Source organism: Paenibacillus elgii NBRC 100335 (assembly GCF_004000865.1).
GTDB classification, from domain to species: Bacteria; Bacillota; Bacilli; order Paenibacillales; family NBRC-103111; genus Paenibacillus_G; species Paenibacillus_G elgii.
Map to the genome: position 1 here is coordinate 1 of NZ_BIMB01000013.1, position 22214 is coordinate 22214.

Here is a 22214-nt window from a genome sequence, read left to right on the forward strand (position 1 = left end):
ACTCTAGCTCCGGGGCTTTAAATCTTTTCTTAACTGGATTATGCGACTGGCCTCATGGCGGGATATCCCACAGGTTTCAACTCATCATAGGTACGCTGTTACGCCATTTTTCACATATAAGAAAACAAATTCCTCTCACGCCAGCTACCAAAATCTCTGTTCCCGCGTGGCCCTCGTTGTCGTCGATCCCCCGTTTTTTTGCGGCATTGGCCGAACACAAAGAACGGAACCCACTCCTAATTTGTAACTCCCAGCCCGTTCCGGGATCGCACTTCTTGTAGGCATGCTGCGGGTTCTCATACAACTCCTCGCTTTCAGTCAGCCCGCAAATTTGTAGTTCAGAGAGAATTGTTACGAAAAAATAAGTCTTCTTTTATCCTTTCTGGACTGATCGGTTCAGATATGTTATATTGCAATTACGGGAGGTGTTACTCATCGCTAGGACAAAAGAGTTTAACGAGGATCAAGCGTTACACCAAGCGATGCTGTTGTTTTGGAAAAAGGGTTATGAGGCAACAAGCATTCCGGACTTGCTGCAAGTTATGGGCATTAGCCGATCCAGTCTTTACGATACTTTTTCCGACAAGCAAGCATTGTACCTTGCTGCACTGGAACATTACAAAAAGGTTAGCTTCAATAAACGGGTCATTCTTGAACGGGCATCAAACGTTAGAGCAGGACTTCGACAATATTTTGAGCATCATATTGCGACAGCGTATGATACTAGCCTACCGGGCGGATGTTTTGTAACGAATGCAGCTACAACACTAGAGTCGCCAGATGAAAAATTAAATGAATTAATAAAGACCAGTTTTTTGAATTTGGAACAGGCTTTTTACGAGCTTTTGGAAAAAGGCCGACAATCAGGCGAAATCGATAAAACTACAGATGTCAAAGCGCTGTCTTACTTATTGCTGAATTTACATCAAAGCATCAATATCATGGCAAAAGTAGATCCAGATCAGCAACGAGCAAAGGACATGATAAGAATTGTCATTGAAGGAATATAAATTTTTTTTGACCGTTTTGGAACGATCGTTCCGTTATCGTAATTCATAATAAATATGGAGATGAGACTTATGAAAGTATCGTTTATTGGGCTTGGAAATATGGGCTTTCCAATGGCACAAAATTTGCTGCAAGCCGGTTATGAATTAATCATCTTTAATCGTACCCCTGAAAAAGCGGAACCCTTAATGCATCAGGGAGCACGATATGCCGAAACACCGTTGGAGGCTGCCAAAGAGAGCAATCTTGTCATAACCATGCTTTCTGATGATGCCGCTTTGGAGGAGGTCGTTGAGGGACCGAATGGAATTCTGAACGGATTGCCGGAAAAAGGGATTCACCTATCTGCAAGTACGATAAGTGTAGACCTGGCTCGGAAACTATCTACCGCGCATGCAGAGAGAAAGCAATACTTTGTGTCCGCCACGGTGCTGGGGCGACCGGATGCTGCTAAAGCAGCTAAATTGCGCATCCTTTTGGCAGGTCCGGAACAAGCCAGACAACAAGTAATTCCTGTTTTAGCAGCATTGGGTCAAGAAATATTCGAGATTGGGGATCATGGCGAAGAAGGGAATGTTGTAAAAATAGGCGTAAACTTTTTAATTGCTTCGATGCTGGAAGCTTTGTCGGAAGCGCAGCTGATGGTGGAAAAGTACGGCGTAGAGCCGGCCCGCTTTATGGATGTCGTGAATGCTCTTTTTCAATCTCCGGTATATCAGAACTATGGAGCGATCATGACAGAACAGCGCTTTGAACCGGCCGGTTTTAAAATGAAGCTTGGGCTGAAGGATGTTGAACTGGCTATAAAGGCAGCGCAGTCCGTCCATGCTCCTCTGCCTCTGGGCCAACTTATTCATAATCATTTTTCTGTAGGAATGGCCCGAGGTTATGGTGAAATGGATTGGACGGCTTTAATCCGTTGTCTAGAGCATTCTTCTTAAACCTTAGGGTTGCCCCGAATCTCTGCTGGGCGTAGTGCAGGAGAAAAATCAAAAAAGGTGAGATGAACCATGGAAATAGGTGTTACTTCGTTCGTAGAAACAAAGCCTGATATTGAGACTGGTATAGTGATAAGTCACGCGCAGCGAATACGCGAAGTCGTCGAAGAAATCGTTCTCGCAGATCGGGTGGGACTTGATGTTTTCGGCATAGGTGAGCATCATCGTGAAGATTACGCTGCTTCTTCGCCAGCAGTTGTGTTATCTGCTGCTGCACCTCTAACTAAACGGATTCGGCTGACTAGTGCTGTAACGGTCCTTTCATCAGCCGATCCTGTACGTGTGTTTCAGGATTTCGCTACGCTTGATGGCATCTCCAATGGACGTGCCGAGATCATAGCAGGCAGAGGTTCCTTTATTGAGTCTTTTCCGTTGTTTGGTTATGACTTACATGATTATGAGGAGTTATTTAATGAAAATATCGAACTGCTTCTGAAATTACGGGAATCCGAGAAAGTAACATGGAGGGGAGGCCATCGGCCAGCGATTCATAATCTTGGTGTGTACCCGCGTCCCGTTCAGGACTCTTTACCCATATGGATTGGCAGCGGAGGTACCCAAGAGTCCGCCGTACGTGCAGGTCTTCTGGGTCTGCCATTGATCCTGGCGATCATTGGTGGAAGTCCGACGCATTTTGCACCGCTTGTACAGCTTTACAAGAAGGCGGCAGCCCATGCTGGACATGATGTATCGCGGCTTCGGGTGGGGTCTCACTCAATCGGATTCATTGCAGAGGATACAGAGTTGGCGGCAGATACATTTTTTCCCTCTACTCAGGCTGGTATGAATAAACTCGGCAAAGAGCGAGGGTGGGCGTATTACGACCGGTCCAGTTTTGATGCTGCCCGACGCTTTGAAGGCGCATTGTATGTTGGCGATCCGGAAACGGTTGCCCAGAAGATCATCCACCTGCGCAAGCATGTAGGCATTACACGCTTTATGATGTATGTACCCTTAAGCACGATGCCGCATGAGCTGGTCATGCGGGCCATCGAGCTGCTCGGAACCGAGGTTGCTCCGCGGGTAAGAGAGGAAATTGCCAAGTGGGAAGCTGAGATGGAATAAGGAGTATCCATTCAATCGTCATTCAGAACACGAGAATGAATGAAAATCCAATTTCGTTTCATTATATTGCCGGAGGGATTTACATGAGTATGGATACACGTATACTGCCGGAATTAAGACAGGCCTTTGCACAATTTCCAGGGTTTCAATTGGAAGAGAATTTGGAGTGGAGCAGAAGTCTGGTGTCGGCTCCGCCTGTGAAGAAGTCAGAGCATGTACATACAACCAGTCGAACGATTCCGGGTGCTGCAGGTGAGATGCTGGCTAAAATTTATGAACCTGCCGGACGAAAGGATGATAAGCTTCCAGCCATGCTGTGGATTCACGGAGGCGGATATGTGATGGGACATCCTAATATGGACGACGAGTTGTGCGAACGCTTCGTTCAGACGGCTGGATGCGTTGTCGTGTCGGTGGATTACAGGCTTGCTCCCGAGAACCCTTACCCAGCAGCTATCGAAGATTGTTATGCTGGCCTGGTCTGGATGACAGAGGAGGCGGAATCGCTAGGAATTGATGTGAACCGGGTTGCGATTGCCGGCGCAAGCGGAGGCGGCGGGCTCACTGCAGCACTCGCGCTGATGGCACGTGATAAAGGCGGACCATCCATTATCTTTCAAATGCCGTTGTACCCGATGCTCGACAACCGTAACATCACGCCATCAAGCCATGAGATTACGGATGATCGCGCAATCTGGAACCGAACGAACAACTTGGCGGCTTGGAACATGTACCTCAGCGAGGAGAACGATGCCAACGGGAAATCTCCCTATGCAGTACCGTCGAGAGCGGAGAACTTAGCAGGGCTGCACCAACCTATACGTGTGTAGGTCAGCTTGATCTTTTCCGAGATGAGACGATCGAATATGTAACGCGGCTTGCACAAGCAGGTGTAGATGTCGAATTTCATCTGTATCCCGGATGCTTTCACCTTTTTGAAAATTTCGTTCCGGAAGCGGAAGTGAGTCAGCGCGCCGTTCAAAGCTATATGGATGCGATGGCCCGGGCCCTTCATACTTAATTGTAAGAATCGACACAGATATATGCAAAGGCCGTAAAACAGCTTCCATTGCAGTCATAATGAAACCATTAGTGTCAAGGAGCATCTTCTCCTCCAAGGGAGAGGCTGCTCTTGTTGCAGCCTCTCCAACGACGGTGTACGGTATATGCAGCGCTTCAAGTTGATGCAGGTTTATCTCCAATCATGTTGCTCCGGATACAGGTGTCGACCCGTAAAGACTTTTCTTCCTTCAAACCCAGATCCATTTTTTCGAAGCTCTAGATGTTGGGAGTCCGAAAATATGCCTAGCCGGAACAACTTCGACCATGACGTCCGCAGTCGCCGTAGGATGTTTCAACTTCTCCGTAGATACGTTCTAAACAAACCTTACTCATTACCGTTTCTTTTGAAAGAACCTGTTTCAATTCCTCATAGGTACGTTCAAAACATTGCGGGGGCAATCCACGCATCACGTTTCCACCCTCGTTTCAATTCCTCATAGGTACGTTCAAAACCATGACTATGAGTTCGGGTTGTTACCGTATTTGGAGTTTCAATTCCTCATAGGTACGTTCAAAACGGGTGGTCGTCAGCGGGCCGATACTCCCGCCCTGACCGGTTTCAATTCCTCATAGGTACGTTCAAAACTTGGTCTCCATAGGTTACAATAATACCTACAAAGGCTGTGTTTCAATTCCTCATAGGTACGTTCAAAACCGGGTTTATACATCAATGAGCTGGCTGTGCCGCAGTCAGAGTTTCAATTCCTCATAGGTACGTTCAAAACACATTCTTAGAGCTTCTGGCATTGTTTGAGGCAACAGTTTCAATTCCTCATAGGTACGTTCAAAACTCCCCCTTGTATCGAAGATGTCAGCCACGTTGCCGGTTTCAATTCCTCATAGGTACGTTCAAAACCCACAAAAACGCCGTCGTTACGCTATTCCCACATATCTAACAAACAATTCTCCCCCACGCCAACTACCAAAATCCCTGTTCCCACGCGGCCCTTGTTGTCGTCGATCCCCTGGCTTTTTTGCAGCATTGGAGGTCGACGACACAAATGCGCAGTTACATTATACAACTTTGCCCGTTTTTTTCCAACGCAATTAAACTCTGACGCTCTGGTTTATTCCTATTGCTTAAGCTAATTTTACCTCTTTAGTATCCTCGCCTTCAATCTCTTCCAGCAGCCGAGCACAGCGAACGGAATCGACCCTAATTCCTAATCCCCTACCCGCTCGTCCCCAAACCCTCATCTAACCCTCCCCCTCAGCAATCGCCACCCAGTGCCCCTTCTTCACTTCAACGAAGCTGGAGCGCTCCAAGCCGTACGGGTCCGTTTTCGAGGACTCTTCTACAGCGGTAAACGTCTTCTTCGATTCCACCTTCGGGTCGGGAACCGGGATCGCGGCCAGCAGCGACTTCGTGTAGGCATGCTGCGGGTTCTCGTACAGCTCCTCGCTTTCCGCCAGCTCCACGATCTTGCCCTTGTACATCACCGCCACGCGGTCGCTGATATGCTTGACCATCGACAGATCATGCGCGATAAACAGATAGGTAAGACCCAATCGCTGCTGCAACTCCTCCAGAAGCTTCACGATCTGCGACTGGATCGAAACGTCCAGAGCCGACAACGGCTCGTCGCACACGATAAACTCCGGCTCGATAGCCAGAGTGCGGGCGATGCCGATCCGTTGACGTTGACCTCCCGAGAATTCGTGAGGATACCGCATGGCATGCGCAGGGCTAAGCCCGACCATATCGAGCAGCTCTTCGACCCGCTTCTGCCGCTCCTTTTTCCCTCCTGCGATCCGGTGCACGTCCAGCGCTTCGCCAATAATATCAACGATGCGGAGGCGCGGGTTCAGCGAGGCGTACGGATCTTGAAAAATCATCTGCATGTGGCGCCGCATCGTCTTCATTTCACCTCGGTTGAGCCGGTTCAACGCGATCCCTTTGAAAAGCACCTCGCCCCCGGTAGGCTCGTTCAGACGAAGAATCGCTCGCCCCGTCGTCGACTTGCCGCTCCCGGATTCGCCTACGACGCCAAGCGTCTCGCCGGCCCGGATATCGAAGCTGATATCGTTGACCGCCTTGACGATCTGCCCCTTCCCAAGGTCAAAATACTGCTTCAGCGACCGGACCTCCAGCAGCGGACGATCCTCGGCCGACCTCTTGATGAGCGGCGCGGCCTTCGGCTTCTTCTTCTCGTCCAACCGGGGCAGCGCGTTCAGCAGCCGGATCGTATAAGGATGCTTCGGCGAGTAGAAAATCTCTTCCGTCGTGCCCGTCTCGACAATCTCACCTTCCTTCATGACGACGACGCGGTCGCACATGCCGGCAACGACGCCCAAGTCGTGCGTAATGAGGATGATCGAGGTGCCGAGCTTAAGCTGTAGCTCCTTCATTTGGTGCAAAATCTGCGCCTGTATCGTTACATCCAGCGCAGTTGTCGGTTCGTCAGCGATCAGCAGCGACGGACGGCAAGCGAGCGCAATGGCAATCATCACCCGCTGACGCATGCCGCCGGAAAATTCATGAGGATACTGCATATAGCGCGCCTCGCTATACGGGATGCCGACCATCCGGAGCATCTCGATCGCTTCCCTGCGCGCTTCCGTCTTGGAGAGCTTCCGGTGCTTGATCAAGCTCTCCTCGATCTGCTTGCCGATCCGCATGGTCGGGTTGAGCGAAGACATCGGGTCCTGAAAAATCATTCCGATCTCCCGCCCCCGGATCTGCTCCATCTCTTGTTCGGTTTTATAGGCCAGGTTCTGGCCTTGGAATAAAATCTCTCCACCCTTCACCATCGAGGGTGGCGAAGGCAGCAGACGCATGATCGTGCGCGCCGTGACGCTCTTGCCGCTGCCGGATTCTCCGACGATCCCGAGCGTCTCGCCTTTGCGTACCTCGAAGCTCACATTCCGGACGGCTTCGACTTCTTTATCGCGAGAATAAAATGAAACGGATAATTGGTTCACCTGCAATAACGTATCCATGGAGTCACCTGTGTCGAATCGTAAATTTTGAAAACTTGGCATCGTCGTCGTTAGTAATTGTTGACATTTTTCGACCCTTATCTTAAAATCTACTATAACACTCGGAATAATGCAAATATTAATATACTAATTTACTCGAAAGGGAGCGCACAAGCTTGACAGGGCAAACGGTCGTGACAGGTTCCCGTCTCGTTGATCGAATCGGGAACATCTACTCCAAAATGTTGCTGCACCCGGCTTATCGTTTCCTGCTGCTGCTCGCAGGGGCGCCCGTAAACGTAATCGTCGGCATCGTCTACTTATATGGACGCAAACGGAAGGCGCATCAAGAACTGCACCGAAGTCTGGAACGCAAGCTGCTGGAATCCGGCTACCGGGACCGGATTTTAACGGAAACGAAGGAGCAGTTGACCCGGAAGCATCATTTTTTCAACCAACAGGTCGATCAGAAGCAACTGGAGCATGAAGCGGAGCGCATCACCGCCGAAAAGTTCAAGGAAGCTCTGCAGCGGCAGGTCGAGGCTCATCTGGAGCAGCACCACGAGACGCAGGTCACGTTTGCGGAAACGTTTCGGATGTTGATCCAAAACCCGGCGTTTCTGGCTGTAACTTTCCTGCCGGGCATCCTGATGTATGCGCTGATCAGAATCTACGGCAACGCTTATCTGAAATACATCGTGGAGCGGCTGGTTATGACGGTGCTGGTCATTTTCGGCGTCGCCTTTCTGGTTTTCACCATCCTGTACGTATCGCCGATGGAACCGGCCGCCAATATTCTCGGGGAAACCGCGACCGTCGACCAGATTGCCGCATTCAAAAAGCTCTATGGATTGGATCAGCCTTATCTGGTTCAGCTCTGGGATACGCTGAGAGGCATCCTGACCTTCGATCTCGGCAAGTCGTTTGCGGGTAACGAGGAAGTTACGACGGCCATCGCCAATAAATTCCCCGTGACGCTGACACTCACGGTGATATCCACGATCATCGCAGTGCTCATCGCCCTGCCGATCGGCATTATATCGGCGACGCGGCCGAATTCGTTTTTCGATTATACGTTTATGTTCATCGCGCTGCTCGGCTTGTCGATCCCGAGCTTCTGGCAAGGCTTGATCTTTATCCTGAACTTCTCGATCAAGCTGCAATGGCTTCCCGCTACGTATAACCCGGAGAATGGGCTGTCGATGATCATGCCGGTTATCGTTCTGGGCACGGGCCTAACGGCGGCGGTTGCGCGGATGACCCGCTCTTCCACGCTTGAGGTCATTCACGAGGATTACATTACGACCGCCAAAGCCAAGGGGCTGTCCCGCAGGCGCGTCCTGTGGAGGCACGCAGTAGGCAACGCGCTGATCCCGATCATTACGGTCATCGGACTTCAGTTCGGCGGAATGCTCGGAGGATCGGCCGTGACCGAGAAGGTGTTCAACATCAACGGCATCGGGAGCTATATCGTGGACAAGCAGTTCATCCCGGACATTCCCGCGATTATGGGCGGCGTCGTCTACACCGCAATCGCAATCTCTATCGTCAATGTCGTGATCGATATTTTGTACGCGTTTTTCGATCCAAGAATCCGTTCAAAAATGAAACAATACTAGCAGGTGGCAGCCGTGAAAACCATTCAACCAAACAAACATGAAATCCACTTCCGGCTGGCCTCTTGCCCGGAATACAGTCAAGCCGGCTTCTCCGGCATCGCTTCGCTCGGAATCGCCCTGTTGCTGCTGCTGAACAGCTACGACGGGTCCGGCGCGGTCTGGAAGCCGGCCGTCTTGGCTGCATGCGCCGCCTATCTCGTTTTCGGGCTGCTGCAGTTAGCGGTTAGGTTCCTGATCAAAAGAGACTTGCTTCGCAGCGGCGAACTGCGACGGGCCACGCGCCGATTAGGCTATGTGCTGCTGCTCAGCTTGCTGACAACCAATATTTTCGTCGGGACGGCGGCCTTCCAGCTCATCAAACGCAAGAAAAGCGCCGCCTACACGTTGGCCTTTTATACGCTGCTTACGACATTGTTCGTCTTCGCCGTCTCGGCTTTGAACGTATTCAAGCCTTACGTCGCCAATACGTTCCTGCAAGGCATGGCGCTGCTGATCGTGGCAGCCGTGCTCCAACTGGCCGCCTTGCTGCTGGTGGCGCTCTATGCAGAAGACAAGATTTTGCCCAAGTGGATGTGGATCGTCGCCATCGCACTGCTGGCCACCGCCGCAACAGGCAATCTGTTCGCCCTGTTCCTCGGCCTCCTGCTGATCGCCAAGCTGCGCGACGAGGAACAGATGTCGGACTCGAAGCTTCACCATGCCGTCGAGCGCCTGTCCAGAAGCTCCACTTCGATGCTCGGTTTGTTTTTTATTTGCTTCCTGCTTACCATCGCCGTGTGCAGCTATCTGACGTTCGATTACGGCATGGCGATCGAAAACAACTACGGGGCGATTTTGCAATCTCCGAGCTTGGCTTACCCGCTGGGCACCGACAATTTCGGACGCGACCTGTTCTCACGCATCGTATTCGGCGCGCGGATCTCGCTGTTCGTCGGGTTCTTGTCCACGCTGATCCCCGTTGTGGTCGGAGGGATTCTGGGTGCGATCTCCGGTTACTTCGGCCGGCAGACGGACAATGTGATCATGCGGGCGCTCGACATCCTGTACGCCATTCCGGGCATCCTGCTCGCGATTGCGATCATTGCAGCATTCGGCGCCAACACCATGAATCTCATTCTCGCGCTGAGCGTCGGAGCGATTCCCGCCTATGCCCGAACGATGAGGGCGAACGTCATGCTCGTCTCGACGCTCGAATACGTACAGGCGGCGAGGGCTTTCGGCTCCGGCGATCTATTGATTCTGTTTAAGCATATCATTCCCAATTCGATCTCTCCGATGATCGTCAAATCGACGCTTACCATCGGGAGCGCCGTCATTTCGACCAGCAGCTTGAGCTTTCTCGGGCTCGGCGTCGAGCCGCATATCCCGGAATGGGGCAACATTCTTAAGGTCGGCAGTGCGTACCTCGAGTCGCACTCGTTTACAGCCATCTACCCGGGTCTGGCGATCATCGCGCTGGTCCTCTCTTTCAACTTCTTGGGAGACGGGCTCCGCGACGCGCTCGATCCGAAGCTGGAGTAAGGCTGCCGATCCTGGCAGGGAACGCATTCGGAATCCTCATCCATACTCTATCTCCTTCTCAGATGCTTGAATCATGCAGGGGCGATAACTGAATGTGTGTGAGTTCATATTTTAAAACTTATTTTCACCAGGAGGGACTTCCATTGAAAAAAAAGGGGAAATTGCTCATTCCGGCGATTCTTGGCGTATCGCTTATGCTGAGCGGGTGCACTTTAACAACCAAAGACGAACAGGCGCAATCCAAACCATCGGCAGAGCAGCCGGCGGGCGACGGTAACAAGGTCGATATCGAGCTGCTCGCTATGAGCTCCGGAGAGGCGGACGTCAACATCATCCGCGATCAACTGGCCAAGAACGGCTTCAACGTCAAGCTGAACCTTCAACCGGACTATGGCTCATTCAAGGCGCAGCAGGACGCAGGCAATTACGACATCTCCCTGTCAGGCTGGACCACGGTAACCGGCAACCCGGATTACGCTGTACGCTCGCTGTTCAAAACGGGCGGCGACTACAGCATTGTGGCCGACAAGGAAATCGACGATTTGATCGAGAAAGCTTCGACACAGACGCAAGGAGAGTACAAAGATACGTACAAACAGCTTGAGCAAAAGCTGGTATTCGACAAGGCGTATATCGCGCCTCTGTACATCTCCGTCAAATCACAGGCTTTTAACCAGGAGGTTCTGAAAAAGGAGTCCGTACGGCTGTCGAAATCCCGCTCCCTCCCGTGGGAAGAGCTGGATTTCAAGGATGAAGGGAAACGCGCGAAAGACCCGATCATCCTGCAATCGTCGCTGCCGACCTTGACGTCGCTCGACCCGATCAAAGGAAACGACGGCTCGATCAACATCATCAATACCAACATGTACGTGCGCTTGCTTAACCTGACGGATGACGACAAGCTGACCGCCGAAGGCTCCTTGTCGTATAATTTCGCCATCGCCGAAGGCAATACAGACTATTATTTCATTCTGCGGGACGACATCAACTTCGCTCAAATCAAGGATAAGCTGGCCGTCGATACGGGCGAGCGCGTAGGCGCAGACGATGTCATTTTCTCCCTGCTGCGCGCGAAGGACAAAAATTCGGTGCCGAACCACCGAACGTACACGCTGCATGAGCACATCAAGAACGTGGAGCTCGTGACCGACCCGTCAGTTCTCGATACGATCAAGCAATCCGGCGGCTCCGAAACGGTGAAAAGCGGTCTGGAAAAAGGCCTGGGCGCCAAAATTTCCGCGCTGGTCTCAGACAAGAAACAAGCCAACAGCAAAGAAGGCAAATACCAAGTCGTGAAGCTGACGACAACCAATCCGTTCCCACAAGTGCTGAACTATCTGGCTCACCAATCGGCAGGCATCGTGTCCAAGAAGCAAGTCGAGAGCATCAACACGTATGATGTAGCCAAATTCGACGTCAACAAAGACATCCCGTACGGCGATCAAAACACGGTAACCGAAGGCGCAAAATACAACAATACCCTGTTCACAAGCGGTCCGTACATCCTGTCTTACAAGAACGATTACGAAGCGATCTTCCTCAAAAACCCGGCTTACATGGCGGGCACAAAGCACGAACCGAAGGTGAACAACATCAAGATCCGCTTTATCAAAGACGCCGACAGCTCGTTATCCGCGCTGCGCAGCGGCGAGATTCACCTGTTCTATAGCGTGCCGGAGACGAAGTTCGACATCGTCAAAAGCGACAGCAAGCTTTCGCTGCAAACCATGCCGAGCAACGCCGTCTCGTACCTGCTGTTCAACACGAAAAACCGTGAAGTGGCGAAAAGCGCCGATTTGAGAAAAGCGGTGCTCTACTCCGTCAATCAAGACGAGTTCCTCGCTTACTACAAAAACAATAAATTCAAAGCCATATCGACGGTCAGCCCGATCGTCCAAACCGGCCTTGAGCTCAAAGCCGATGCCGGCAAAGCCAAAGAGTTCCTGAACGCTTACAAAGCTGGAAAAAAATAAGGAATTCAGCGATAATGAAAAGAGACTGCCTCAACCGGGCGGTCTCTTTCTTCACAAACTTTCGAACGCCTACAACTAAGGAGCGATCATCCATGTCTTCTTCCGATAAAAGTAAAGCCAAGCTGTCGCAGTGGGACGCCCTCATGCTGGAATCGTTAAACGCCTACGGTTGGTCCAAAGAGGAGCGGCTTCGCCGCATCCATGCCGGCGAACTGCCTCAGGACGAGAGCAAATTCAAGTTCGACTACAAGCTGCTGACCGCGTCGGCCTCCAGCGATCCGGCCGTCTTCGAAGAGGCCGTCTACAACGGCTACCAGATCAAGTTCAGCACGCTGCGGGGCATCTCCAGTTGGCTTCTGCTCGCCTTAGGCGAGGAAGCCGAGCTCAGCCTGGAGCCCGGACAGGAGTCGGTCTCCGCCAAGCTGACCGTGGAGGAGCGCGATCGGCTGGCTTCGACGCTGTCGTACGGCTGGGTCATTCACGGCGAGCACACAGGAGCGGCCGACGAGAAATCAGCATACCGCATCGAACCGTTGAACCGATTGTAACGAAATGTGCACGACGGAGTAATGAAGCAGCGAGGCCGCCGATATCGTTTTATCGGCAGCCTCGTTTTTTCGTGGATTTCGGGCACATGCTTCTTCCCGTTAGTTCAGTCGTATTTTTAAAGTCTGTTTGATAAAAAGTCTTTGTGTTCTTCAGAAAGTTTCAGCAAATGGAATTCCCCGTGTTTTACGAGAGCATTGACCCTAGCAGACTCTTCCCAAGCCATATCATAAAGTTGATTATCAATAGTGCCATTCCTCAAGGCTTCTTTCAGTTCATCAGCATCCTTTTGGACAACTTCTCCTGACGGTAAGATGATGATATCTAAATACAAGTCATCCATCTATGGGATGTTGTTTTCGCCAACTCCGTTCATGTAACAGATATCAATGTACCATTGAACAATTTTCCCTCTTGCGTCAAACATTGTTGTCACCGAATGACGTTTATCGGATGGGAATTGTTGAAGCCACAAATAACCGTCACCCGCAATACAAATATTTTTATCGTCATAGGTAACGTATAAAGGTTCTGTGACTTTGGAAATTTCAAGAAGTGTTACATGCCCTTTATAGCTCTCTGTTTCCAAATAAGACTGGGCATACCTTCTCTCCACTACTCGCTTCCACTCTGAACGGTCTCCGTATTTTCTTTTCAGGGGCTTCGTCTCCTAACCACAGTTTGCATTGATCATTGTGCACTGCAGGCGTGTTATGGGAAGGGCGTTTCTTCAAGTATTTCAATTCCTTATAGGTACTTTCAAAACGGACTCTTTTGATAGAAACCACATACATTTTCCCCGTTTCAATTCCTCATAGGTACGTTCATAACCCGTAAAAGTGCAGCCGCTACGTGTTTTCATTTATCGAAAATGAGGCGGCCCCGAAAACAAAAGGCCAAGACATGTATTCCCTCGCAGCTGTTGTTGTCGTCGATCCTCAAGCTTTTTTGCAGTATTGGAGGTCGACGACAACATATTTACATTATAAGTATTTTCCAATATTTTTCCAACCCATGTGAGATGCTCACCTCACTTCGAACCCCTTCGTTCCTCTCGTGGCCGCCGATATCGTTTCCTCAGCAATCTCGTTTTCATGAATTCTGACCCCGCACTATTTCGAAGCGGGTGTATACTCACTCACTTCATATGTGAGAATCTTATCAAAGATGACATAATCTTTTCTGCTCTTGAATGGTCCTTTGTTGTTGTCATGCTTATCAATCGCATAGGAGGCCGAGCCTGTTCCCGCAGCTTTTCCCTCATACCAATTGATGAATGCCTGTACTTCCGACAGGGGCAAGTCAAATTCTTTTTCAAGTCCGTTATCCAAGGTAACAACCAGAATAGCTCGATTACTTTCTTGGGCTTGCGGGGTTGCGGAAGCTTCATTCGAATTGCCGCTTTCGCCTGCCGCATGTAAAGCAGTCACAACATAATAGTAGGTTGTGCCGTTGGTTACGGCCGTATCGGTGTAGGATGTGCCGTATACATTGCCGGCAACGGTCGTATAAGGACCACCCGGTGTTGTGCTTCTTTTCACATTATAGCCCTTGGCATTCGGTACAGCGCCCCATGTTAATGTTACTTTTGCATTTTCCGATTTTGCCTGCAGTTGTTCCGGTTCCAAAATCATGCCCAGCAATTGCCCGGAGGGGTCGATATCTACCGCATCCAACGTCAAATATCCTGTTGTCGGCGCAACTCTCGATATTTTAACCGTATGCACTCCGCTGGACAAACCGGTCTTCTCGAAGACCAGGGCTTGATAAATGAGATTATTGGAGCTTTCCGTATAAGTATAAGAGACACCGTCGATCGTAATTTTATCCAGAGGGTCACGTCCAATATACATTTGAGTAATAATTCTTATTTTCGGGCCGGTAAATCTGAATTCAATTTCCGCTTTTGGATCGACGGAGTAGGATGCGGTACCGTTGTAGTTTCCGACTTGACTGGCTCTCGGGTTGGTGTAATTGGAATAAACTATCTGCGGAGCCGTATCGTCAAATCGCTGCCACCCTTCTTCGGGTTTCGTGAGGGGCGAACCGACCGTCGCTGCAAAAGCCGAAGAAGCCGCAAACATGGTCAAAATGAAAAACAAGAATAAACCCGCCAGCTTTTTCAAAGAAATCTCTCCTTTTTTTTCTATTTAAATCAGATAGTACCATTTGTTTCATTTGATCACCAAACATTTAATTACTTATTTTTCTAATTATGTAATGTTCATAGTAAATTCACTTTCTATGAAAAACACCAGTCCCCCAACCGATACAGCAATTGGGGAACCAACGTCAAATGAACCTTATGAGTAATACTCAAAGCGGCAACCAACCGTTTCACCTCGCCCGAGGCGGTCTCGACACCTCGGAAAGAATTCTGTGCCCCTTTGTGAGGATGTTAGACGCCTTCTACTTGAAGAATTAAATGGTATATATATTACTTTTATTGGTAGTTGCATGACTACTTCCACTAAAAGTATTGTTAGCAATTAACTGTATATGATAGATTGAAATTGTTTCCAGATGTAAAAATTTGGAGGTGGCTTACATGAATACAAGTTAGCCGGATTATGGCGACGGGATTTGAAAGATAAAAATAAAAGAGAGGAAGATATTTATGAAAAAAGTATACTTATCTGTTCTTTCCGCAATCATAGCGTTGTTTTTTACAACCACCGCATCGGCGGCAACAGGTGAAGGCGGCGTCAAATTACTCACCGACACGAATTACTACGGAATTCAAGGCTATTTCACGGTTCCGAGCGATGTTTTTGTATCCAACGACGGAGGCTATATCGCTTTTTATTTGGGCCTTGGCGATGTGTGCGAAGGAGGGATCTCTTATACTCCGAGTGAAAAATGGAAAAAGTTCTTGAATTGCGGAAAGCAAAATCCTGCATCCAACAAGTCGATGCCTCTTGCCAGCCAGCCTGCAGCCGGAGAGCAGATCCATATTAAGCTCGTCAATAATTTGAACGACACCGCTTCCCTCTACATTAACGGAGTTGAATCTTACACCCTGCCTGTACAAAACTCCGGTTCTTTGAAAGCCCCGACGAAGGTAAAAATGGTTCATACGACCCAAGATAACCAAGACAAGAATAGATATAAAAACGCTGCATTTAATAACGTCCAAGTCCAAACCTCCAAAGGCGGACCCTACACAACGTTTCCCACGAACATAGCCCCTACGTTCCCGTTCCCTTCCGGCAAAGGGGACTATGAAGTTATTAGAAGTAACCCTCTGGCAACGACGTTGAAGGCCGGGAAATAATTTCAATGATTCCGAAAATGGGCCATGCCTCGAAGGTATGACCCATTTTCTTCATTTATCCGAACGTTAGAATCTTAGAGCAACCTCGCGCGCTTGTTGAATGGCCTTTTCTTTTATCGCAGGTTCTTGCTCGGGTTTCGCAGCCATCCCTTCAACAAATATCCCCTCAAAGCTAGGAACTCCAACAAATTCCATAATGGTCTTCAAGTGCCGATGAGCCATTTCTAAGTCTGCATCGTCCGAGCCTGGCGACAAGAAGCTTCCGCTTGCTTGAATATGCACGGCTTTTTTATCGCCCAGTAAGCCAACCCGGCCGATATCCGGCAAATATTTGAAGGTCTTTCCAGCTATGCAAATGGAGTCGATGTATGACTTCATAACGGGCGGATACGAATAGTTCCAAATCGGAGTAACAAATACGTATTTGTCTGCGGCAACAAATTGGTCAACCAGCTCACCGATACGGCCTATTTTCATTTTCTCCGGTTCGGTCAAGTTTTCAAAGGCACCCCCCTCCTTTAACTTTCCCCAACCGCTAAAAACATCTTGATCAAGCTGCGGTATATCCATTTTGTACAGATCAAGATGGATCACTTCATCATGCGGATTCCCGGATCGATACGCATGTACGAACTCTTTGCCTACTAGCATGCTGTAAGATTTTTCATCATCATGCGGATTTGCCGTAATATATAACACGGTTGCCATAATGGAATACCCACTTTCACTTATTTTTTAGTTGCGATTATTTGCCCGCGGAAACTGTGGCGATCTGCCTTGTAGAGACGTTAAATCGATTCCAGAGGTTGGCTGTGGCGATCCCGGCGATCAGGGTTGCCAGTGCAGCCACATCGAAGTGTCGGGCCGCCTCGTAAAAAATCTCATCCGGCACCGGGTCTTCCCGATCACTGAGTCGGGTAACCGATTCGCTAAGCGCAAGGGCAGCACGCTCGGCATCATTGAAGCCGTTCGTCTCACGCCATGCCGACACCGCCAGTAGACGCTCTGTAGTTTCGCCTGCCGCCAAGGCATTGCGCGAATGAAGCTCGACGCATACGCTGTCCCCATTAATTTGGCTTGCTCGAAGATACGCAAGGAAGAGCGTACGGCTCGGAATACCTGTTTGCTCTGCGGATGCAAACAGGGCTTTGCCCAGGGCTTGTAAAGCTTGAGATGCATCGGGTACGATCATAACGGGACTGTCCATTCTTGATTTCATGTGCAGCACTCCTTTAGCTTGGATTAGAACCGTTTTTTGGCTCGTTACTATGCTGACGGATTGGGCCCCGGGAAGTGTGACAACATTTTTTTGGGAAAAGAAAAAATCAACAAACGGTCGGCGTCTTGTCGCATTGTCTCAGTTTGATACGTCAATACTTATAGAGGCTTTTATTTTGGGCGAGGAGATTAAATCATGAACGAACAAGTCGGATTGGCCAATACGTTCGAAGCATACCGGAATCACCTTCAAGCCGTGGCTTTTCGATTGCTGGGTTCATTGAGTGAAGCGGAGGACGCAGTACAGGAGGCTTGGTTGCGTCTTAGTCGTGCGGATGGAAAAGGCATCGAGAACATGGGAGGTTGGTTGACCACCGTTGTTTCTCGTATATGTCTGGACATGCTACGATCGCGAAAATCCAGGCGCGAAGAATCGATAGAAACTCACTTGCCCGATGCTTTGACGAGCCAAGAGAATATCATCGATCCCGAACAAGAAGCCGTATTGGCTGATTCTGTTGGAATTGCCCTGCTCGTCGTGCTCGGTAATTTGAATCCTGCGGAACGCATCACGTTCGTGCTGCACGATGTCTTCTCCATGCCCTTCACCGAGATTGCTCCGATTGTAGGAAAGTCGGAGAGTGCAACAAGACAACTTGCGAGCCGGGCACGCCGCCGAATTCGCGGGGCGAAAGCCATGCCGGAAGCCGACTTTGATCACCAACGCAACGTTGTTCAAGCTTTTCTCGCTGCGGCTCATTCAGGCGATTTCGATACTCTTGTAGCTGCTCTTGACCCGGACGTTATCCTTCGCGACGATCGTCAAACCGGATCTTCCAGAGTAACGCGAGGAGCCATCCCACTAGCGAAACAAGTTTCGGGACGTGCGCAGAAAGCAGCACAACTCGCCCTTGTGAACGGGCAAGTAGGAATTATTGCGGCTCCACGAGGCCGATTGCTCTATGTACTCCAATTTACAGTGAATCATGGAAAAATTACCGAAGTCGACCTGATCTCCGATCCTGAACGCATCAGCCAGCTTGATCTGGCTGTGTTGGGTGATTGAGGGTAGCATGCTTGATGACACAAATAAAGCAGCTCTTATTTTTCATAAGAAGCTGCTTTATTTCTTAATCTACAGACAATCCATTGCCAAGGTGATTAGGATTTTGGGCCTGGTCTCCCTTCAGCCCTTGGTTTAGATGATCGATCATCTTCTGGGAAAACTTCAACACCGCCTGCAGCTCCGTTTCCGAAAACGAGTCCAAAGTACTTAAAAATCGGCGATCGATCTTTGCGTGCATCGCTTCGTGCGCTTCAAAAACGTGTCTGCCCTTGGACGTCAGACTGAAGTACACTTCTTTTTTGTTATCGTTCAGCCGGCTTCGCTTGATGTATCCTTCCGCATGCAGCTTGGTGCTGATTTTCGTAATACCCGCTTTCGACAAGTTCATCTTTTCGGCAATGGACGTATTGTTAATCGGCTCGTGTTTGCCGATGCACTCGATGACGTGAATGCTGGTCAAATTGTTCGGAAACGCGGCAAGTCCCAGCAACCGCGCCTGGTCGGCGAACTCATCCAACTCGGTTTCGACCGTTTGCTCGATCAAATGAGAAAAATGGAGAAACTGGCCGTAAATCAATCGCTTAAGTCCCTCGGAAGAATCCATTGCGCATCCCTTTCCTTCGAAGTTTTCCAATTGATAGGTTTACACAAATAATATATCACAACCGGTCATCGTCTATCGCAGCAAACAGTCGAGAACGGCCACAAAATCTTTTCTTGTCCGGCACGCCGAGCCTTCGGCAATATTCACGGTCAAGCATCCATTCGTAGAAAGAAATTTCTCCCCCTGGCGAAATGATGCTTGCGCTCCGTCATCGGTCTATCGGGACCGTTCTAAAATTATTAACTAATAAACAAAAATTTAACACAGACGACAATGACAATCAATAGTGATACGTCATTCCGTCCATCATGTTCGATGCGGGACGGCCGTACTCACATCCTGTCACGAGTAGCTAATTTTTACTATAAGTGCTCTCATCTCTGCTCCTCCGTCTCCAATAAGGTTGATTGTTACACGAAATGAAAAAATTGACAGACTCGCCTTATCCATTTATTATTTACTTGTTAATAATCATAAGCACATGCCAGCATTCATGTCGTCAATTGTACGGATAAGCATCGCTTGAAAACATCATTATTAAGGAGTGGTGGTAATGGAATTATTCGATCCAAAAACCGTGATCGACACGGTCGAAGCCCTCGAGGCGGTCGTGGGCGAGATTCCGCTTCTGATGACGTTAAAAGCAATCGACCATCTTGACGAAGGCGCACTACGTTGGATTGCGGCATCGCCACTTTTATTCGCCGGGTTCGGCGAGGGCGACCAGATCGGAGTCACCTTAGGCGGTGGCGATTCCGGCTTTGTAACCGCCGATACGCACGAGCTTCGAGTGCCGGCCGCGATGCTCGACGACCCTACGCTAGCTCGACCCGGCACGGGTTTCGGTTCACTGTTCCTGCTTCCTGGCACTGGGGAGACGATGCGCGTCAATGGTCGGGTCGTCGATGTCATCGACGGTGAGATTCGCATTCGCGTTGAGGAGTGCTTTGGTCATTGCGCAAAGGCGCTGATCCGCTCCAATTTCTGGAAGGCTCTACCCGACGAGAGCCCGCCGCAGGACGCCGCTAACTTCGTTAGCGCCAGCCTCTTTATGGCGCTGGCGACAATCGATGCAAACGGCCGTGCCGACCTGAGCCCGAAGGGCGATCCAGCCGACAAAATGGCACGTGTTGAGAACGGCTGCGTTTGGTTTGCCGATCGGCCTGGAAATCACCGTACGGACAGCTTCCATAACATCATCGCGCAGCCGCATGTCTCGGCATTGTTTTTGATCCCAGGATCGACGTATGTTGCCCGCGTCTCGGGAACCGCCCGGATTACGACTGACGAGGCAATACGTGCAAGCTTCGTCGTTCAGGGCAAGACGCCGGCGCTGGCTATCGCCATCGAAAGCAACAATATCGAATTGAGCCGGAGTCCCGCTCTCTTGCGTGCCAAGCTCTGGCCAGTGCCAGAGCCTACTCACGGTATCCAGCCGACAAAAATATTCCTCGAGCATATGAAGATGAACAAGAACAAGAGCTTGGAAGCGGAACTCGCGAGCGCAGCCATGTCGAAGCCCGGGTTTCAGGATCAGTTGGAGAAGGATCTGCAGAAGGAATACAAGGACAACCTCTACTAATCTGGCGGCTATCGTTTTGGGCCTTTCATTTGGGATATTTTCTCTTGCGCTTCCATGATGTTATAATGCATACGACAACGATGCGGAAAGGCCGTGATTGGCTTGTGTTTAATCTTGTTCGCTTACCGGATGCATCCCGTTTACCAACTCGTCATGGCCGCCAACCGCGATGAGTTTTACGCACGTCCGACGGCGCCGATTGATTATTGGACGGATCACCCTCATGTGTTGGCCGGACGGGATCTGCTCCGGAACGGGACGTGGATGGGCGTGACAAACAGCGGCCGATTCGCGGCCTTGACCAATTATCGCGATCCTGCAGAGCAAACCGAGGATAAGCGATCCCGCGGACAGTTGGTCTCCAGCTATTTGGTCGGGAACGAATCGCCCCAGGCTTACGCGGAACGCGCCGCCGCGAACGGACAGAATATCCGGGCTATAACTTGTTGGTTGGCGATCCCAACGAGCTGTATTATTATTCGAACATAGGTCATGAGATTCGAAAGCTCCAACCCGGTGTGTACGGCGTAAGCAACCATCTGCTGGACACCGATTGGCCGAAGGTAACGAAAGGGAAGAAAGAACTGGAATCGCAGCTCGAGGACGTTCGGGAAGACCGTGTCGATGCGTTGTTTGAACTGCTTGAGGACGCGGAGCCGGCACCGGACAATGCGCTGCCTGCCACCGGTGTGCCGCTACAGTGGGAGCGTCTCCTCTCTTCGATCTACATTCGGAGCGATCATTATGGAACGAGAAGCTCTACGATTTTACTGATGACGAACAATAAGCTCCACTATGTCGAACGAACACGTTCCGGCGAACGCATCCAAGACCGCAGACATTCGATTATGTTCTAATCGCCACAAAGCCTCTCGAGATCGTCTCGAGAGGCTTTCTTTGTACCGCTGATTTAAAGGGGCCTGCTATGCAAATTCTCGCCATGCTCACCATATAGCCGAAAATCGTACCGGAGCCCTTGTTTCAATTCCTCATAGGTACGTTCTAAACTACAGGGAGTGCATCGAAGAATGAGAAAAATTCTATGTTTCAATTCCTCATAGGTATGTTCTAAACGTTCATCTCCGGCGGAAAGTCCGGATATTGCGCTAGTTTCAATCTCATAGGTATGTTCTAAACGACACATACTTTGTATTCCAGTGCCATTATACGGAACAGTTTCAATTCCTTATAGGTACGTTCTAAACATAATAGCAAAAACGCCGGCTACCGGAATTTACCGAGTTTCAATTCCTTATAGGTACGTTCTAAACTGCAGTGCAGATCGGGAACCAAGCGCAGACTACGGCGTTTCAATTCCTTATAGGTACGTTCTAAACGATGCTGCTCAAGGTTATCCTGGTCAAACAGTGACAGAGTTTCAATTCCTTATAGGTACGTTCTAAACCCGAACGATCGATTGTTCCAGGAACGAACAAACGATATGGTTTCAATTCCTTATAGGTAAGTTCTAAACCCATCAAACTCCCGTCGTTAAGCCATTTCTACATATCCCAGAATTATAAATCACCCAGAAAATACCATAATCCCTTCTACCACGCTACTATCGTTGTCGTCGATCCCCCGGTATTTTTGCAGCATTGGGGGTCGACGACAAAACAGCACAGTTAAATTATATGCCTTCGTCCACCTTTTTCCAAGGCCGAGATGATCACAACAACAGACCAGTTTCCAATAATACAATCGGTGGAAAAACCGTAGCACTTCTACCTTACCACAAACCTCTAAAATAATTCGCATC

The 22214-nt window shown here is 49.8% G+C and carries 15 protein-coding genes, 3 pseudogenes and 2 CRISPR repeat arrays; of the genes and pseudogenes, 12 read left to right on the forward strand and 6 right to left on the reverse strand.

The window, feature by feature from the left end; translation table 11 throughout:
• Nucleotides 1-482: 482 nt before the first annotated feature.
• From PEL01S_RS12120 to PEL01S_RS12135, 4 genes and pseudogenes are all read left to right on the forward strand, one after another.
• Nucleotides 483-1010, forward strand: a complete 528-nt coding sequence (locus PEL01S_RS12120; protein WP_127460474.1) for a TetR/AcrR family transcriptional regulator — start codon at nucleotides 483-485, stop codon at nucleotides 1008-1010.
• 69 nt (nucleotides 1011-1079) lie between these two features.
• Nucleotides 1080-1949: an NAD(P)-dependent oxidoreductase gene (locus PEL01S_RS12125; protein ID WP_127460475.1), complete on the forward strand. Its 870-nt coding sequence runs from the start codon at nucleotides 1080-1082 to the stop codon at nucleotides 1947-1949.
• Between the two features lie 69 nt (nucleotides 1950-2018).
• Nucleotides 2019-3071, forward strand: a complete 1053-nt coding sequence (locus tag PEL01S_RS12130; protein ID WP_127460476.1) for an LLM class flavin-dependent oxidoreductase — start codon at nucleotides 2019-2021, stop codon at nucleotides 3069-3071.
• Nucleotides 3072-3382: 311 nt separating this feature from the next.
• Nucleotides 3383-4092 (forward strand): annotated as a pseudogene (locus PEL01S_RS12135) (alpha/beta hydrolase).
• Between the two features lie 397 nt (nucleotides 4093-4489).
• Nucleotides 4490-4989: a CRISPR direct-repeat array (repeat unit 30 nt; unit sequence GTTTCAATTCCTCATAGGTACGTTCAAAAC).
• 341 nt (nucleotides 4990-5330) lie between these two features.
• Here PEL01S_RS12135 and PEL01S_RS35550 read toward each other — a convergent pair.
• Nucleotides 5331-7073, reverse strand: a complete 1743-nt coding sequence (locus PEL01S_RS35550; protein WP_127460477.1) for an ABC transporter ATP-binding protein — start codon at nucleotides 7071-7073, stop codon at nucleotides 5331-5333.
• Nucleotides 7074-7228: 155 nt separating this feature from the next.
• Between PEL01S_RS35550 and PEL01S_RS12145 the strand changes: the two genes are divergently transcribed.
• The 4 genes from PEL01S_RS12145 to PEL01S_RS12160 all read left to right on the forward strand — a co-directional run bounded on the left by PEL01S_RS12145 (nucleotide 7229) and on the right by PEL01S_RS12160 (nucleotide 12713).
• Entirely contained in the window at nucleotides 7229-8671 is a 1443-nt protein-coding gene (locus PEL01S_RS12145) for an ABC transporter permease subunit (RefSeq protein ID WP_127460478.1), read from the forward strand.
• Nucleotides 8672-8683: 12 nt separating this feature from the next.
• The gene (locus PEL01S_RS12150) at nucleotides 8684-10192 is read left to right on the forward strand and encodes an ABC transporter permease (protein WP_127460479.1); all 1509 of its coding nucleotides are present in this window, start codon (nucleotides 8684-8686) and stop codon (nucleotides 10190-10192) included.
• A gap of 194 nt (nucleotides 10193-10386) precedes the next feature.
• Complete coding sequence (locus PEL01S_RS12155) at nucleotides 10387-12165, forward strand: ABC transporter substrate-binding protein (RefSeq protein ID WP_371860697.1); 1779 nt, start codon at nucleotides 10387-10389, stop codon at nucleotides 12163-12165.
• Nucleotides 12166-12257: 92 nt separating this feature from the next.
• Nucleotides 12258-12713 (forward strand): hypothetical protein, encoded by a 456-nt coding sequence (locus tag PEL01S_RS12160; RefSeq protein ID WP_127460481.1) that lies wholly within the window; start codon nucleotides 12258-12260, stop codon nucleotides 12711-12713.
• 116 nt (nucleotides 12714-12829) lie between these two features.
• On the opposite strand, the pseudogene PEL01S_RS35865 reads toward PEL01S_RS12160, so the two are convergent.
• Together PEL01S_RS35865 and PEL01S_RS12170 are read right to left on the reverse strand one after the other, a co-directional pair.
• A pseudogene (locus PEL01S_RS35865) lies at nucleotides 12830-13327 on the reverse strand (ribonuclease FAU-1 family protein).
• A gap of 496 nt (nucleotides 13328-13823) precedes the next feature.
• A complete protein-coding gene (locus tag PEL01S_RS12170) occupies nucleotides 13824-14837 on the reverse strand; it encodes a fibronectin type III domain-containing protein (protein WP_127460482.1) in 1014 nt (337 codons plus the stop codon).
• A gap of 491 nt (nucleotides 14838-15328) precedes the next feature.
• On the opposite strand from PEL01S_RS12170, the gene PEL01S_RS12175 reads away from it, so the two are divergent.
• On the forward strand, nucleotides 15329-15985 hold the full coding sequence (locus PEL01S_RS12175; protein WP_127460483.1) for a hypothetical protein: 657 nt from the start codon (nucleotides 15329-15331) through the stop codon (nucleotides 15983-15985).
• Nucleotides 15986-16051: 66 nt separating this feature from the next.
• On the opposite strand, the gene PEL01S_RS12180 is transcribed toward PEL01S_RS12175, so the two are convergent.
• Together PEL01S_RS12180 and PEL01S_RS12185 are read right to left on the reverse strand one after the other, a co-directional pair.
• Nucleotides 16052-16693, reverse strand: a complete 642-nt coding sequence (locus PEL01S_RS12180; protein WP_127460484.1) for an NAD(P)H-dependent oxidoreductase — start codon at nucleotides 16691-16693, stop codon at nucleotides 16052-16054.
• Nucleotides 16694-16730: 37 nt separating this feature from the next.
• On the reverse strand, nucleotides 16731-17204 hold the full coding sequence (locus PEL01S_RS12185; RefSeq protein WP_127460485.1) for a carboxymuconolactone decarboxylase family protein: 474 nt from the start codon (nucleotides 17202-17204) through the stop codon (nucleotides 16731-16733).
• Nucleotides 17205-17399: 195 nt separating this feature from the next.
• On the opposite strand from PEL01S_RS12185, the gene PEL01S_RS12190 reads away from it, so the two are divergent.
• Nucleotides 17400-18269 (forward strand): sigma-70 family RNA polymerase sigma factor, encoded by an 870-nt coding sequence (locus PEL01S_RS12190; protein ID WP_127460486.1) that lies wholly within the window; start codon nucleotides 17400-17402, stop codon nucleotides 18267-18269.
• A 64-nt stretch (nucleotides 18270-18333) separates the two neighbouring features.
• Here the strand turns inward: PEL01S_RS12190 and PEL01S_RS12195 are convergent, their stop codons facing one another.
• Nucleotides 18334-18873, reverse strand: a complete 540-nt coding sequence (locus PEL01S_RS12195) for a MarR family transcriptional regulator (protein WP_127460487.1) — start codon at nucleotides 18871-18873, stop codon at nucleotides 18334-18336.
• A 553-nt stretch (nucleotides 18874-19426) separates the two neighbouring features.
• On the opposite strand from PEL01S_RS12195, the gene PEL01S_RS12200 reads away from it, so the two are divergent.
• The gene (locus PEL01S_RS12200; RefSeq protein ID WP_127460488.1) at nucleotides 19427-20455 is read left to right on the forward strand and encodes a pyridoxamine 5'-phosphate oxidase family protein; all 1029 of its coding nucleotides are present in this window, start codon (nucleotides 19427-19429) and stop codon (nucleotides 20453-20455) included.
• A gap of 153 nt (nucleotides 20456-20608) precedes the next feature.
• Nucleotides 20609-21312, forward strand: a pseudogene (locus tag PEL01S_RS12205) (NRDE family protein).
• A gap of 318 nt (nucleotides 21313-21630) precedes the next feature.
• A CRISPR array of direct repeats spans nucleotides 21631-21929; the repeat unit is 30 nt; unit sequence GTTTCAATTCCTTATAGGTACGTTCTAAAC.
• Nucleotides 21930-22214: the final 285 nt, after the last annotated feature.